Genomic DNA, 14,468 nt, shown 5'->3' on the forward strand with positions numbered 1-14,468 from the left:
TACGCCAAGCTGCGCGACGAGGTCGCCGGCGCCGCCGACCGCCTGGCCTCGCGGCTGGCGCAGAAGGGCGAGGCGAAGGTGCAGACGAAGGCGCTGGGGAAGCGGCTGGATGAGAAGTATGGAAAGCACTGAGCTTTCTCCCTCCCCCGCGGAGCGGGGGAAGGCGCTAAGCGCGTGAACAGCGCCGACCCCATCGCCCACCACGCGGCGCTCGACCAGCGCCTGGTCGCGGTCGCGCGCGAGATCCGGCTGCTCAACCTGGTCAGCTGGCCGGCGGAAGTACAGCGCAACTTCCTCGCGCGCTGGGAGCGCGGCGACACCGCGTTGCCGGCGGTGGAATACCCGAAACACGACTTCGGCGACGCCTGCCGCGAGCTGGACGCGATCGCCACCGCCGCCGACCCGCACCACCCGCTCGGCCACTACCTGATCGACGCCGCGCGCAACTGGTCGCTCGCCGCGCAACTGCTGGAATCGCTGGGCACGCCGCGTGTCACCGCGCTGTCGGTCGAACTGTTCGGCCGTCCCGACGAGCCCCTGCCCGGCCACGGCCCGAGCACCCGCGAGGCCGCGCGCCACTTCATCGCGATCGCCGACGAACTCGACCGCGAATTGCTGTCCCCGGCCGAGCACGTGGAGATCTCCGCCACCGCGCTGCAGCTGCAACTGCAGGCCGCGCTGGACGACTTCTTCGACGGCCGCATGATCGAGGTCGTCATCGACCCCGAGCTGATCGCCAAGGCCGCCGCCGGCGCCACCCGCATCCGCCTGCTCGGCGGCGCCGCCTTCAGCGACTACGACCGCCAGCAGCTGCTGCAGCACGAGGCCTTCGTGCACTCGCTGACCGCGCTCAACGGGCGCGCGCAGCCGGTGCTCGCCAGCCTGGCGCTGTCCTCGCCGCGCACCACCGCCGCGCAGGAAGGCCTGGCCACCTTCGCAGAGCAGATCACCGGCAGCATCGACATCGAGCGGATGAAGCGGATCAGCCTGCGCATCGAAGCCATCGCGATGACCCTGGCCGGCGCGGATTTCATCGAGGTGTACCGCTACTTCTGCGAGGCCGGCCAGAACCCGGCCGAGAGTTTCGCCTCCGCGCAGCGCGTGTTCCGCGGCGTGCCCACCGGTGGCGGCGCGGCGTTCACCAAGGACACGGTCTATCTGCGCGGGTTGATCGCGGTGCACACCTTCTTCCGCCATTCGCTGCAGCGCGATCGCCTGCAACTGTGCCGGCGCCTGTTCGCCGGCAAGATGACGCTGGGGGATGTGGATCTGTTCGAACCGCTGTTCGACGCCGGGGTTCTGGCGCCGCCGCGCTGGCTGCCGACCTGGGTCAGCCGCGCCAACGGCCTGGCCGGCACGCTGGCGTTCTCGCTGTTCGCCAACCGCATCCGCATGGATCAGCTGACCGACAAGCCGATCTGAGGATCAGCGGGCGGGGCGCTTGTAGGCCACGCAGTCGACCTCGACCTTGCAGTCCACCACCATCCGGTTCTCCACGCAGGCGCGCGCGGGCGGATGCTCGCCGAAGTAGTGCCGGAACACCTGGTTGAAGGCGGCGAAATCGCGTGCGTCGTCCAGCCACACGCCGCAGCGGACCACATGCTCGGGGCCATAGCCGGCCTCGGCCAGGATCGCCAGCACGTTGCCGATGGCCACGTGCGATTGTTCGGTCACGGTGCCGCCGGTCAACTCGCCGTCGCGCATCGGCACCTGGCCGGACACGAACAACCAGCCGTCCGCCTCCACCGCGCGCGAGAACGGCATGTGCTGCCGGCCCTGGCCGACGCCGCCTTCCGCGCCGTAGCGCTTGATGTCGCTCATGGAATCACCTCTCGTGTTCAGGGGAATGGGTTGCCGGCCGCAGGCGCCAGGAAGCGGCCGCCGCGCGCGTCGGTGACGGCGCGGCCGTCGTAGGCGAGCACGCCGTTGACCCAGACCGCGTCGATGCCCTCGGCCGCGCGCACCGGTTCGTGGTAGTCGGCGGTGTCGCGCACGCGCGCGGGATCGAACAGCACCAGATCGGCATGCCAGCCTTCGCGCAACAGGCCGCGTCCGGGCAGGGCGAAACGGCTGCCGGGCAGGCCGGTCATCTTGTGCACCGCCTCGTGCAGCGGGAACAGCGCTTCCTCGCGGACATAGTGGCCGAGCACGCGCGGGAAGGTGCCCCACAGGCGCGGGTGCGGCCGCGGATCCCGCGGCAGGCCGTCCGAACCGATCATGGTCAGCGGATGGCGCAGGATCCGGCGCACGTCCTCTTCGTCCATGCAGAAGTACACCGCGCCGGCGGGTTGCAGGCGCTGCGCCGTTTCCATCAGCGGCAGGTTCCACTCCGCGGCGATGGCCGCCAGCATCCGGCCCCCCTGCGCGGGATGCGGTTCGGACCAGGTGATCAGGATGTCATAGGCGTCGGTGACCTGCTTCAGATCCAGCGTGGACGCGCTGGCCGCGTAGGGATAGCAGTCGCAGGCCACGTCGTGTTCGCGGGCGGCGCCGTCCAGCCAGGCGAGCACTTCGCGGCTGCGTCCCCAGTTGTCGATGCCGGCGCATTTCAGGTGTGAAACCCGCACCGGCGCGCCGCTGTGGCGGCCGACCGCGCGCGCCTCGTCCAGCGCCGGCACGATGCCGGCGAACTCGTCGCGCAGGTGGGTGGCGTACAGGCGATCGGCGGGCAGGTCGCGGGTCAGTTCCAGCACTTCGCGTTCGGGCGCGGCGAACGCCGACGCGTAGGCCAGGCCGGTGCTGAGGCCGAGCGCGCCGTCGGCGATGCTCTCGCGCAACTGCGCGCGCATGGCCGCGAGTTCGGCGTCGCTGGCGGCGCGATCCAGTTGCGCCATGTGGTTCTGGCGCAGCGCGGTGTGGCCGACCAGCGCGGCCACGTTGAGCGCGGGACGCGCGGCCTCCACCGCGCGCCGGTAGTCGGCGAAGCGGGGATAGCGGAACTCGTCCGGCTCACCCAGCAGGTTCATCGGGTCGGGCACCGCGTCGGTCGGGCGCACCGGGCTGGCGCTGATGCCGCAGTTGCCCACCACGATCGTGGTCACGCCCTGGGACAGCTTGCTGGGCATGGCGGGATGGCGGATGACTTCCAGATCGTCATGCGTGTGCACGTCGATGAAGCCCGGGCTCAACGCGCGTCCACCGGCTTCGATGACGGTCGCGGCCTCGCCCGCCAGGTCACCCAGCGCGGCGATCCGGCCATCGATGACGCCGAGGTCGCCCCGCGTGCCCGAAGCGCCGCTGCCATCCAGCAGCAGCGCGTCGCGGATCAACAGGTCGTAACGCATCAATCCCCCAGCGGCAGGCGGTTCTCGCCGCCGCGGTAGTTGTCCAGCGCGAACTTGATCCGGCGCAGGCGCTCGCGGCTGTCGTCGGCGATGTGCAGCGCCAGGGTGGTGGCCAGCACGTCCACCGCCAGCATCATCGCGTAGCGCGACGCGGACGGCTTGAACACGAAGTCTGTTTCGTCGATGACGATCGGCAGCAGCCAGTCGGCGCGTTCGGCCAGCGCGGTGTCGGCGCGGGTGATCGCGCCCACCTTCGCGCCGTAGCCGCGCGCGATGTCCACCGCCGAGAGGATCTCCGGGGTGATGCCGCTGACCGACAGCGCCACCACCACATCCTGCGGGGTCAGGGTGGCGGCGACCACCTTCAGCGAAATCGCGTCGCTGTAGGCGGCGATGGGACGGCCGAAGCGGACCAGCCGGTTCTGCAGTTCCAGGCCGAACACGGTCGAGCAGCCGCCCATGCCGAATACGTAGATCATCCGCGCCGAGGCCAGCGCCTCGGCCAGCGACTGCACCACCTGCTCCTGCAGGCCGCCGACGTTGCGGCGCAGGCAGCTCTCGATGTCGGCGCAGATCTGCGCGTACAGGGCGGAACTGGGCGGGGTGTCCTGATCGTCGAGGAAGCGCTTGCCGACCGCGCTGGCCTCGGCCAGCCGGGCGCGCAGCTCGCGCACGTTGTCGCAGTCCAGGGCCTTGGCGAAACGCGAGATCGCCGCCACGCTGACGCCCGCCTGCTCGGCCAGTTCGGCGATGCCGGACTGCGCGGCGCCGTCGATGTCGGCCAGGATGGTGTCGGCGATCCGGCGTTCGACCGGACTCAGCTCGTGCAGGCGCTGCTTGAGGTGGTAGACGATGTCGTACATGGCGGCCTCCGGCCGGTCAGTGCAGTGCGGCGATGCCCAGCACCAGCAGCAGTGCGGTCACCGAAATGAGGGTTTCCAGCACGGTCCAGGTCTTGAAGGTCTGGGCCACGCTCATGTTGAAGTATTCCTTGACCAGCCAGAAGCCGCCGTCGTTGACGTGCGACAGCACCAGCGAGCCGGCGCCGGTGGCCAGCACCAGCAGTTCCGGGTGCGGATAACCGGCGGCCAGCGCGACTGGGGCGACGATGCCGGCGGCGGTGCTCATCGCCACCGTGGCCGAGCCGGTCGCCACCCGCATCAGTGCCGCCACCGTCCAGCCCATCAGCAGCGGCGAGAGCTGGAACTCATGGGACAGGCGGGTGATTTCCTGGGCCACGCCGGTCTTGACCAGGATGCCGTTGAGGCCACCGCCGGCGCCCACCAGCAGGGTGATGGCGGCGGTGGGCGCGAGGCATTCCTGCGAGAACTTCAGGATCTGCTCGCGGTTGAAGCCGCGCATCAGGCCCAGGGTGACGAAACTGAGCAGGGTCGCCAGCAGCAGCGCCACCACCGAATGGCCGATGAAGCGCAGCACATGGTTGGCGGTGCCGCCGGGCGCGGCCAGTTCGTCCGCCCAGCCGCCCAGCAGCATCAGCCCGACCGGCAGCAGCAGCGTGGCCAGGGTGATGCCGAAGCCCGGCAGTTCCGCGTCGGGAATCTCGCGCTGGCCCTGGTTGAGCAGCGCCGCTTCCATCGGATTGTGCGCCGGCAGGGTGACGTGGCGGGAAACCAGCCGGGCGAACACCGGCCCGGCCAGCGCGGCGGTCGGCAGGCCGACGATCAGCGCATAGAACAGCGTCCGTCCAACATCGGCCTGGTATTCGTGCACCGCCAGCATCGCGGCCGGATGCGGCGGCACCAGGCCGTGCACCACCGACAGGCCGGCGACCATCGGCAATCCGACCAGCAGCAGCGGCACGCCGGTGCGGCGCGCGACGTTGAGGACGATCGGGATCAGCAGGACGAAGCCGACCTCGAAGAAGATCGGCAGGCCGATGCAGAACGCGATCAGCATCATCGCCCAATGCACGCGGCGGGTGCCGAAGCGCCGGATCAGCGTGCGCGCGATGCGCTCGGCGCCGCCGGATTCGGCCATCAGCTTGCCCAGCATGGTGCCGAGGGCGACGATCAGCGCGATGTGGCCCAGGGTCTTGCCGACGCCCTGCTCGTAGGCCGGCACGATCTCCGGCGCGGGCATGCCGGCCATGAGCGCCAGGCCGAGCGAGACCACGGTGATCGAAATGAACGGATTGAGGCGGTAGCGCGCGATCAGCACCACCAGCGCGACGATCGACAGCGTGGCGTACAGCAGCAAAAGGTTGCCCGGGGTCATGCGATCTCCTGCCGGCCGGTCAGAAGTGGGTATCGATGGCGCCGACGACGCGATGCGCGTCATCGACCACCAGCAGGTGGCGCCACTTGTCGAAGGTCAGGCAGGGATGGGAAATGTCGAAGCAGAGCAGGTCGCCGACTTTCAGGTCATCGCCCGCTTCGATCTGCAGGAACGCATGCTGGTCCATCATCGCGCCGACGCGCCAGTGCGCGGGCGCGTCGACGGGTGTCGTGTCGCCGGGGCGATGGCGCAGCGCCGGCAGCGGGAATCCCGCGTCGAACGCCGCGTCGCGCTTGCCCAGGCCGACAATCGCGCGTCCCGGCTCGGGCAGCGACTGCACGTGCGCCCACAGCCGCAGCGCCGGCTTCAGGCCGCGTCCCATCCGCCGCGCGACCGGATTGGCGGCGTGGATGCGCTCGGCCGCGTCGCGATAGATGCCCACGTCGTGGGTCAGGTAGCAGCCCGGGCGCAGCACCACGTCCGCCGCCGGATGGCCGGCGAGCGCGGCGAACTCCTCGGCGACCACGTCGAACCAGGCCGAGCCGGCGCCGGACAGCAGCGCAGGCGTTTCGGCGAACCCGCCCGCCGCGTGGATGGCTTGCCACTGCGCCAGGGTGCGCCGCAGCAGCGCGCGCACGCCGGCCTCGTCCTTGACCACGCCTTCGTAGACTTCCACCCCGACCAGCGCGACCGCATCGGGCCAGCGCGCGATTTCGTCCAGCACCGCGCGCGCCTGCGATTCGTCGCGCACGCCGGTGCGGCCGCCCTCGGAGCCGATTTCCAGCATCACCCGGATGCGCTGGCCGCGCGCGCCGAAATGGCGGGCCAACGCGGCGACGTTGTCGACGGAGTCCACCACGCAGGCGAACCAGAAGTCCGGATCCCGCGCCTGCAGGTCCGCGATCAAATCGAAGTTGCCCTTGCCGACCAGTTGGTTGGCCAGCAGCACCTTGCGCACGCCATGGGTGTGGGCGGCCTGGGTCTGCGGGGCGGTCGCCAGGGTGATGCCCCAGGCGCCGGCGTCCAGCTGCATGCGGAACAGCGCCGGACTCATCGTGGTCTTGCCGTGCGGCGCCAGCCGGCAGCCGTAGGCGTCGGCGAACTCGCGCATCCAGGCCAGGTTGTGGCGCAGCGCCGATTCGCTCAGCACGGCGGCCGGCAGGCTGACGTCCTCGTCCAGGATCGAAGCGCCCCGCGCCGCGAGGGTTGATGGCGTCCATGCATCGCCTGCGGGCAGACCCTTTCCGGCCAGCGGAGCATTGGACTGAAAGTAATTTTCTTGCATCAACCGCTCCCCAATGCAGGGCCGCGAAGCATGGCGGCCACCTATTGTGTAGCACAGGAAGGGGTCTGTGAAAATTATTTTCTTCCGGTCCGGTGAACCGGAACCGGCGCGCACGGCGGGGAAATCCCCTTCAGAAGTCGAACTGGACGCGCCCGGCGAGCACTCCCGTGCGATCCAGCGTCCGATGTCCCACTTCATCACGGCGGCGGGTGTCGGTCCAGTCCAGCATCACCCGGAAGTGCCGGGGCGCGTACCAGTTCACGCCCACCGTCCAGGCGTCGGCCGACAGCTCGCGCCGGTCGAGTGGCCATTGCCGTCCCCGAATGTGGTCGTAGCGGGCCACCAGTTCCCAGGCGCCACTGCGGCGCTGCGGCTTGGGCGGGACGAAGCGGCCCGCCTTGGCGTCGTAGGGCCGTGCTTCGCCGGTCAGCAGCCAGCTGCCCTGCAGGTAGCCGGCTTCCACCCGCCCGCGCTGCCGGCCATCGTCATAGCGGGCGTCGCCGTATTCGGCCTGCCACGACCAGGCGCCGTGCACGCCCGCCGCTTCCACGCCGAACTTGTCGACCGACACGTCGCGACCGCCGCGGAAATCGATCAGCGAAAGCCGGCTGTTGTCCCCGAAGTAGCCGGCCACGCGCGGCTGCACGCGCAGCGCCGGTGCGCCGTCCGCGCCGGGATGGTCGTAGCGTTCACGTGCCAGCGCCGCGCCGAAATGCAGGACCCGGCCGGGCTCCCGCCACGGCGCATAGCCGGCGCGCGCGCCGGCGGCGCGGCCCTTCGCCTGCCAGACGTCGATGCTTTCGAGGCTGTAGACGCTGCCGCTCCAGAACACGCCGGCGTGCTGGCCGTTCACGCCCAGTCCCAGCCGGTAACCGGGTGCCAGCGCCTGCGCCAGCCAACTGCGCTCGACCGCCAGGGTGTGGTTGGAACTGCCGCGATCATCCAGCGTGTAGAACTGCTTGAACTGGCCCAGCGTCACCGTCGTGTCGCCGAACCCGCGGGCGATATAGGCATCGCGCGCGACCGGTCGGTGGCCGGCGAAGTCGGCCTCCAGCTTGTAGTCGACCACATGGAACCTGCCGGCGATCGCCAGCCACGCCGCGCGCAGATCGTCGCCGTCGCGCTCGGGCGCTCCGCGATTGTCGTTGTCGAAGCGGACGAAGTCGTAGTGCAGGCGCCCGCTGGGCTTGAGGGTCACGGTGTCTTCCGCGTGGGCGACGGGCAGCATCGCCAGCAGCGGGAACATCAGCAGGAGAGTCGTCGCGCGCGGCGCGCGCCGGCTGGAAGAGGGCATCCGCGCTCCTTTGCGCCGATATCGAGGCGACGACGATACCAGCCCGCCCGCGATGCGACGGCGTGCCGTCATGTTCGTGTCTCCGTGATCCGGCCGACCCCGTCGCGTGCGCAACATTCGGTGGTGTACGTCTCCGGTCGCATCCGCGATTCCCCGCCGTGACGAAGCCGCCATGCGGCGGAAGCCCGATACCCCGCGCGGCGCGAGGATTTCCCGCCGGGATCTCCATGAAGCGACTCCGCAGGCTGAGACTGGTCACCCTTGCCGTTCCATTCCGCAGGCAAGACCCCGGAAAGCCGGCAGAGCCCGCCCCCAGGCGTTAGAATCGAACCTCTTTCGCGCTATTGCCCAGACCGCCCGTAATGTCCAACGACGATTTCAAGCAGGCCGCTCTCGAATACCACCGCCTTTCGCCCCCCGGCAAGATCAAGGTCGCCCCGACCAAGCCCATGGTGACCCAGCGTGATCTGGCGCTGGCGTATTCGCCGGGCGTGGCCTACGCCTGCGAAGCGATCGTCGAGGACCCCAACGCCGCCAGCGAGTACACCGCGCGCGGCAACCTGGTGGCGGTGGTCTCCAACGGCACCGCGGTGCTGGGCCTGGGCAACATCGGCGCGCTCGCCGGCAAGCCGGTGATGGAAGGCAAGGGCGTGCTGTTCCAGAAGTTCGCCGGCATCGACGTGTTCGACATCGAAATCGACGAGACCGATCCGGACAAGCTGGTCGACATCATCGCCAGCCTGGAGCCGACCTTCGGCGGCATCAACCTGGAAGACATCAAGGCGCCGGAGTGCTTCATCGTCGAGCGCAAGCTGCGCGAGCGGATGAAGATTCCGGTCTTCCACGACGATCAGCATGGCACCGCGATCATCGTCGGCGCGGCGGTGGTCAACGCGCTGGAAGTGGTCGGCAAGAAGATTGAAGACGTGAAGCTGGCCACCAGCGGCGCCGGCGCGGCCGGCATCGCCTGCCTGGACATGCTGGTGGCGCTGGGCCTGAAGCCGGAAAACATCCTGGCGGTGGACCGCGACGGCGTGCTCTACACCGGTCGCCCGCACCTGGATCCGGACAAGGCGCGCTACGCCCGCGACACCGACAAGCGCACGCTGGCCGAAATCGTGGACGGCGCCGACATCTTCCTGGGCCTGTCCGCGGCCGGCGTGCTGAAGCCGGAAATGGTCGCGACCATGGCCGACAAGCCGATCATCCTGGCGCTGGCCAATCCCAATCCGGAAATCCTGCCCGAACTGGCCCGGCAGGTCCGTCCGGACTGCATCATCGCCACCGGCCGTTCGGACTATCCGAACCAGGTCAACAACGCGGTCTGCTTCCCGTACATCTTCCGTGGCGCGCTGGACGTGGGCGCGACCGGCATCAACGAGGCGATGAAGCTGGCGTGCGTGCACGCGATCGCCGATCTGGCGCGGCGCGAAGCGTCGGACCTGGGCACCGCCTACGGCGACGACATTCCCTGCTTCGGCCCCGAATACCTGATCCCGCGCCCGTTCGATCCGCGCCTGCTGGTGGAACTGGCGCCGGCGGTGGCCAAGGCGGCCATGGAGTCGGGCGTGGCGCTGCGGCCGATGGAGGATCTGCGGGCCTATCGCGAGAAGCTGGGCCAGTTCGTCTATCGCACCAGCCTGATGATGAAGCCGGTCTACGACCGCGCGCGCGCCGATCGCAAGCGCGTGGCCTATGCCGAAGGCGAGGAAGAGACGGTGCTGCGCGCCGTGCAGACGGTGATCGACGAAGGCCTGGCCTTCCCGATCCTGATCGGCCGGCCGGACGTCATCGACGCCCGCATCGAGCGGCTGGGCCTGCGCATGCGCGCGGGCGTGGATTTCGAGCTGACCAACATCAACGACGATCCGCGCTTCAACGATTACTGGCAGTACTACCACGCGCTGACTTCGCGCCGCGGTGTCACCCCGGCGGCGGCCAAGAACCTGATGCGCTCGCGGCCGACCCTGATCGCGGCGGTGATGGTCGCGCGTGGCGAGGCCGATGCGATGGTCAGCGGCATCGTCGGCCGCTTCCACAAGAAGCTGGGCTACGTGCGCAGCGTGATTCCGCTGGATCCGGGCGTGCAGTCGACCTCGGCGATGACCGGCGTGATCAACAACCAGGGCGCGTATTTCTTCCTCGACACCCACGTGCAGGAAGATCCGACCGCCGAGCAGATCGCCGAGGCCACCCTGCAGGCGGCCTACCGGTTGAAGCTGTTCGGCATCGAGCCGCGCATCGCGCTGCTGTCGCATTCCAACTTCGGCAGCCACGAGACCCGCGGTTCGAACAAGATGCGCCAGGTGCGCGAGCTGCTGCTCAAGCGCAAGCCGGACCTCAACGTCGACGGCGAGATGCAGGGCGACACCGCCTGGGACGAGGTGCTGCGCCAGCGCATCATGCCCGGCAGCACGCTGAGCGGGCGCGCCAACCTGTTCGTCCTGCCCAACCTGGACGCGGCCAACATCACCTACAACATGGTGCGCGTGGTCACCGATGGTGTCGCCATCGGCCCGATCCTGATGGGCATCTCCAAGCCGGTCCACATCCTGACCACCAGCGCCACTCCGCGCCGGGTGGTCAACATGACCGCGATTGCCGCGGTGGACGCGCAGATCCGCGCGCAGCTGGAAGCGGAAAAGGCCAGCCTGGGCTGATGCGGTTCACGGCCATCCCGCCCGTGCGGGATGGCCGGTGCACGGGAAACGTTTCGCCGCTGTCGTAGTGGCTGGGCAGTGAGGGGAATTGGCCTTCAGCGCCAGGAGCAAATCCCCCGTCATCCGCCTTTGCGGATGCCCGCCCCCTTTTTCAAAGGGGGCTAGCTCCTGGTCGCAGGATGGCGTCGAGCCTCACTTTCACCTCTCCCTTGACCGGCCATTCGGCCAAAGGCGCCTGAAAAGGGGAGATTGAGGGGAATTCGCTTTCAGCGCCTGCGCCCCTGGCCGCCTCACGATCCGCCCAGGATGTGCCGCTGCAGCGCGTCCAGGTAGGCGTCGGCTTCCTCGGTGCTGGCGAAGATGCTGTCCATCGGCACCGCCTGCACGATCTCGATGACCTTGCGGATCTGCTCCTGCGGATGCACCAGCAGCAGCTTGCCCTCGTGGGGCGCCAGCGCCTTGCGCGCCTTCAGGATCGAACGCACCCCGGCGCTGCTGATGTATTCCAGGTGCGCCAGGTCCAGCACCAGCGCCTGCGGCTTGCCGGCCAGCAGCGTTTCGAGCTGGTCGTCCAGCGCCTCGTGGGTATGCGAGTCCAGGCGGCCGGACAGCACGATGTACTGGTTGCCGTTGACAGGCGGATAGATGTCGATGTCCAGACTCATGCGCGGTGTCCCTGAGCGCCCCCGGTTGGCCGGCAAGTGTGACAGGCGCCGTCAGTCGCTGTCATCGCCCTGCAGGACCCTGCGCTGCATCGCGTCCAGATAGGCGTCGGCCTCGGCGGTGGAACCGAAGATGTCGTTGAGCGGCACCGCCTTGACCACGTCGAAGACCTTCTGGATCTGCGGCTGCGGGTTGACCACCAGGACCTTGCCGCCGTGCGCGGCCAGGGTCTTGCGGGCCTTGAAGATCGAGCGGATGCCGGCGCTGCTGATGTATTCCAGCTGCGACAGATCCAGCACCAGCGAATGCAGTTGCGGCGTCATCAGCGGCGCCAGCGCCTCGTCCAGATCCTCGTAGGTATGGGTATCCAGGCGGCCGGCCACGGTGACGCGCTGGCTGCCCTGCCCGGGCGGAAGCAGGGTGATTTCGAGACTCATGGTTCGCTCTCCGGCTGGGGGATGCGCAGGCTGACGCGCAGGACGTTGCAGTCGTCGATGCGCTGGTAGGTGATCCGGTGCGCCAGCTGCCGGATCAGGTAGACGCCGAGGCCGCCGATGGCGCGCTCCTGGATTTCGGCGTCGAGGTCGGGTTCGGGCGCGCTGAGCGGGTCGAACGGCGCGCCGGTGTCGCGGAACTCCAGATGCAGCAGTTCGCCGACGATGCTGATGTCCACCGACAGCTCGTGCTGGGCGGTGCCGGCAGCCGGTTCGCCGCCGTAGTCGATGGCGTTGCTGGCCAGCTCCTCGACGATCAGGCGCACGTCGTCGCGGATGGCCCGGGCCATGCCATGGCGGTTGAGCACGGCCTCCAGCGAGGCGTTGAGATCTTCCACGCGGGCGTATTCGCCCGGCACGATCAGGCGTATCAGCATGTGGCTGCCTCCTCCACCCTGGGTTGAGTCCGGTGATCCTGGCGCAGGCGCATCGCCAGCACCGTGATGTCGTCCGATTGCGGCGCCGGATGCGCGAAGCCATGCACCCGCGCGATCACGTCCTCGCATTGTGCGCGCGCGCTTTCGTCCGGGCGCAGGCCGTCCATCAGGCGCTCGAGCCCGAACGCGTGCTGGGCCGGATCGAAGGCTTCGGTCACCCCGTCCGTGTACGCCAGCAGGGTGGCGCCGGCGGGCAGCCGGCCCTGCCACAGCGGGAATTCGCGGCTGACCTCGAAACCCAGCGGCGGACCGGAGGCGACCGGCAGCGCCTCGCAGGCGCCGTCGGCATGCAGCAGCAGCGGCGCATCGTGGCCGGCGCTGGCCAGCACGCATTGGCCGTTGCGCGGATCCACGCAGCCGAACAGCACCGTGGCGAACATGCAGGTGTCATTGCCCTCCACCAGCCGGCGCGAGGCTTCCGCCAGCACCGCCGAGGGCGAATCGCCCGCGCGCGCCGCGACTTCCAGCACCGTGACCGTGCGCGCCATGAACAGCGCCGCCGGCACGCCCTTGTCGGAGACGTCGCCGATGGCGAACCACAGGCGTCCGTCGCCGCCTTCGATGAAGCTGTAGAAGTCGCCGCCCACCGCCTTGGCCGGCTCCAGCAGCGCGAACACTTCCAGGTGGCGGTCGTCGCGGTCGATGACCCGTCCGGGCGGCAGCATCGCCAGCTGGATGTCGCGGGCGATCGCCAGTTCGCTCTCCAGCTTCTGCCGCGCCGCGCCCATCTCCTCGATCTCCGCCAGTTGCCGCTGGATGGAGGTGCGCGCGTGCTCCAGCGTGCGCGCCATCAGTCCCACTTCGTCGCGGCGGCGGGTATAGGGCACCGGGGTCTCGTAGTGGCCGTCGGCCAGATAGGCGGCCGAGGCGGTCAGCTGTTCCACCGGCTGGCTGATGCGGCCGGCCAGCCGGCGGATGATCAGGGTGCAGATCAGCGCCAGCAGGAGACCGCCGGCCAACAGCCAGAACAGCGCCTGGTCGAGCCGCGCCATGATCAGCGCGTAGGACTGCGCGACCAGCAGGGTCCAGCCGCTCTGGCCGACCGGTTGGACCACGGTGAAGCGCTTCTCGCCGGTGTTGACGTCGGTATGGATCAACTGCAGCGGCTGGTGCAGGCGGACCGCGTCGGCGGCGGGCTGCAGATCGGTGCGGCCGGAACGGCGGATGTGCTGCTCCAGGGTCAGGTTGTCTTCCACCTCCACATCCGGATTGGCGGCCAGGGTGCCGGCCGGGGCGACCAGCGAGACCCGCCAGCCCGGCAGGTTGGCCAGGCTCTCGAAATTGCCGGTGAGTTCGGACAGCGGCACGTCCAGGCTGACCATGCCGCGGGTGGTGACGCCGCCGCCCTGCGGACGCAGCGGGCGGTTGTAGGTGACCATCCATACGCCGCCGGCAGTCTGGTTGACGTAGGGCTCGGACCACCACCCGCCCGGCGCGGACACGGTGCGCCGGTACCAGCCCTGGGCGTGATAGTCGTAGCCGTCCGCGATGAAGTCCCGATCCCGGCCGTCGGCGCCGATGTAGCGCGCGAACGCGGGCGCGCCCGGCGTTTCCGGCTCGACCACCAGCAGGCCGCCGACGCTGCCGGGCGTGGCGCGCACCATGGCCCGCAGGGTGGTGGTCAGCTCGGCCGGATCCAGGTTGGAGTTGGCGAGCAGGTCGGACAGGCCGCTGGTGGTGATGACCACCGCGCGCAGGGCGGTGTCCAGCCGCTCGGCGGCTTCCTGGGCGCTGGCGATGGTGTCGCGGCGGGCCTCATCGACGATCAGCCGGCGCGCGAACCAGGCGGTGCCGACCACCAGCAGCAGGAGCACCGCGACGTTGACCACGCCCGACCACAGCGCGATGCGGGTACGCAGGCTCCGGCGCCAATGCACCACGCCGCTCCCTTCCGGCGACAACGCCCCGTCCTGCCGACTTCCCTTCATGCGGCACCCCGAATCCCTGCGATGTGTCCCCCTGCGCGGATGATACGTCGCCCGGGTGCCGGGCGCGCAGCGCCAGAGGTCTCATTTTGGTGTGGTCAAAAGCACCCGGACAACGAAAAAATCACGAATCCATACGCCCGCGTAGCCAGATCGGGGCTGGGGCGGTGCGCTACACTTCAAAGTCCTGA

Annotated in this window: 12 protein-coding genes; 2 read left to right on the plus strand and 10 right to left on the minus strand. The window is 69.4% G+C overall.

What is annotated here, in order from left to right:
* The first annotated feature begins 174 nt into the window (after window positions 1-174).
* The gene (locus tag ACTHN1_RS09330; protein WP_440470675.1) at window positions 175-1,422 is read left to right on the plus strand and encodes a flavohemoglobin expression-modulating QEGLA motif protein; all 1,248 of its coding nucleotides are present in this window, start codon (window positions 175-177) and stop codon (window positions 1,420-1,422) included.
* A 3-nt stretch (window positions 1,423-1,425) separates the two neighbouring features.
* On the opposite strand, the gene ACTHN1_RS09335 is transcribed toward ACTHN1_RS09330, so the two are convergent.
* The 6 genes from ACTHN1_RS09335 to ACTHN1_RS09360 form a co-directional block, all read right to left on the minus strand.
* Window positions 1,426-1,821, minus strand: a complete 396-nt coding sequence (locus ACTHN1_RS09335) for a RidA family protein (protein ID WP_440470676.1) — start codon at window positions 1,819-1,821, stop codon at window positions 1,426-1,428.
* Window positions 1,822-1,838: 17 nt separating this feature from the next.
* A complete protein-coding gene (locus ACTHN1_RS09340) occupies window positions 1,839-3,284 on the minus strand; it encodes an N-acyl-D-amino-acid deacylase family protein (protein ID WP_440470677.1) in 1,446 nt (481 codons plus the stop codon).
* Window positions 3,284-4,147 carry a MurR/RpiR family transcriptional regulator gene (locus ACTHN1_RS09345; protein ID WP_440470678.1) on the minus strand — a complete coding sequence of 288 codons (864 nt, stop codon included), beginning with the start codon at window positions 4,145-4,147 and terminating at the stop codon, window positions 3,284-3,286. Before ACTHN1_RS09345 ends, ACTHN1_RS09340 begins: the two co-directional genes overlap by 1 nt.
* A gap of 16 nt (window positions 4,148-4,163) precedes the next feature.
* Entirely contained in the window at window positions 4,164-5,519 is a 1,356-nt protein-coding gene (locus tag ACTHN1_RS09350) for a GntT/GntP/DsdX family permease (protein ID WP_440470679.1), read from the minus strand.
* 19 nt (window positions 5,520-5,538) lie between these two features.
* Complete coding sequence (locus ACTHN1_RS09355) at window positions 5,539-6,804, minus strand: amino acid deaminase (protein ID WP_440470680.1); 1,266 nt, start codon at window positions 6,802-6,804, stop codon at window positions 5,539-5,541.
* A 130-nt stretch (window positions 6,805-6,934) separates the two neighbouring features.
* Window positions 6,935-8,098 (minus strand): OprO/OprP family phosphate-selective porin, encoded by a 1,164-nt coding sequence (locus ACTHN1_RS09360; RefSeq protein ID WP_440470681.1) that lies wholly within the window; start codon window positions 8,096-8,098, stop codon window positions 6,935-6,937.
* 362 nt (window positions 8,099-8,460) lie between these two features.
* On the opposite strand from ACTHN1_RS09360, the gene ACTHN1_RS09365 reads away from it, so the two are divergent.
* Window positions 8,461-10,758: an NADP-dependent malic enzyme gene (locus tag ACTHN1_RS09365; RefSeq protein ID WP_440470682.1), complete on the plus strand. Its 2,298-nt coding sequence runs from the start codon at window positions 8,461-8,463 to the stop codon at window positions 10,756-10,758.
* Window positions 10,759-11,048: 290 nt separating this feature from the next.
* Here the strand turns inward: ACTHN1_RS09365 and ACTHN1_RS09370 are convergent, their stop codons facing one another.
* From ACTHN1_RS09370 to ACTHN1_RS09385, 4 genes are read right to left on the minus strand one after another with little or no spacing between them, the layout of a single operon-like run.
* On the minus strand, window positions 11,049-11,423 hold the full coding sequence (locus ACTHN1_RS09370) for an STAS domain-containing protein (RefSeq protein WP_440470683.1): 375 nt from the start codon (window positions 11,421-11,423) through the stop codon (window positions 11,049-11,051).
* Between the two features lie 51 nt (window positions 11,424-11,474).
* Window positions 11,475-11,858: an STAS domain-containing protein gene (locus ACTHN1_RS09375; RefSeq protein ID WP_440470684.1), complete on the minus strand. Its 384-nt coding sequence runs from the start codon at window positions 11,856-11,858 to the stop codon at window positions 11,475-11,477.
* Window positions 11,855-12,292 (minus strand): ATP-binding protein, encoded by a 438-nt coding sequence (locus ACTHN1_RS09380; protein WP_440470685.1) that lies wholly within the window; start codon window positions 12,290-12,292, stop codon window positions 11,855-11,857. The genes ACTHN1_RS09375 and ACTHN1_RS09380 overlap by 4 nt, the downstream gene beginning before the upstream one ends.
* A complete protein-coding gene (locus ACTHN1_RS09385; protein ID WP_440470686.1) occupies window positions 12,286-14,280 on the minus strand; it encodes a SpoIIE family protein phosphatase in 1,995 nt (664 codons plus the stop codon). Before ACTHN1_RS09385 ends, ACTHN1_RS09380 begins: the two co-directional genes overlap by 7 nt.
* Window positions 14,281-14,468: the final 188 nt, after the last annotated feature.

The organism is Pseudoxanthomonas sp., from assembly GCF_051953815.1.
In the GTDB taxonomy this organism is placed as follows: domain Bacteria; phylum Pseudomonadota; class Gammaproteobacteria; order Xanthomonadales; family Xanthomonadaceae; genus Pseudoxanthomonas_A.

Bases quoted from the DNA above. Each gene is read 5' to 3' on its own strand.
- ACTHN1_RS09335 (WP_440470676.1), bottom strand. From the start codon at position 1,821: ATGAGCGACATCAAGCGCTACGGCGCGGAAGGCGGCGTCGGCCAGGGC.
- ACTHN1_RS09340 (WP_440470677.1), bottom strand. From the start codon at position 3,284: ATGCGTTACGACCTGTTGATCCGCGACGCGCTGCTGCTGGATGGCAGC.
- ACTHN1_RS09345 (WP_440470678.1), bottom strand. From the start codon at position 4,147: ATGTACGACATCGTCTACCACCTCAAGCAGCGCCTGCACGAGCTGAGT.
- ACTHN1_RS09350 (WP_440470679.1), bottom strand. From the start codon at position 5,519: ATGACCCCGGGCAACCTTTTGCTGCTGTACGCCACGCTGTCGATCGTC.
- ACTHN1_RS09355 (WP_440470680.1), bottom strand. From the start codon at position 6,804: ATGCAAGAAAATTACTTTCAGTCCAATGCTCCGCTGGCCGGAAAGGGT.
- ACTHN1_RS09360 (WP_440470681.1), bottom strand. From the start codon at position 8,098: ATGCCCTCTTCCAGCCGGCGCGCGCCGCGCGCGACGACTCTCCTGCTG.
- ACTHN1_RS09365 (WP_440470682.1), top strand. From the start codon at position 8,461: ATGTCCAACGACGATTTCAAGCAGGCCGCTCTCGAATACCACCGCCTT.
- ACTHN1_RS09370 (WP_440470683.1), bottom strand. From the start codon at position 11,423: ATGAGTCTGGACATCGACATCTATCCGCCTGTCAACGGCAACCAGTAC.
- ACTHN1_RS09375 (WP_440470684.1), bottom strand. From the start codon at position 11,858: ATGAGTCTCGAAATCACCCTGCTTCCGCCCGGGCAGGGCAGCCAGCGC.
- ACTHN1_RS09380 (WP_440470685.1), bottom strand. From the start codon at position 12,292: ATGCTGATACGCCTGATCGTGCCGGGCGAATACGCCCGCGTGGAAGAT.
- ACTHN1_RS09385 (WP_440470686.1), bottom strand. From the start codon at position 14,280: ATGAAGGGAAGTCGGCAGGACGGGGCGTTGTCGCCGGAAGGGAGCGGC.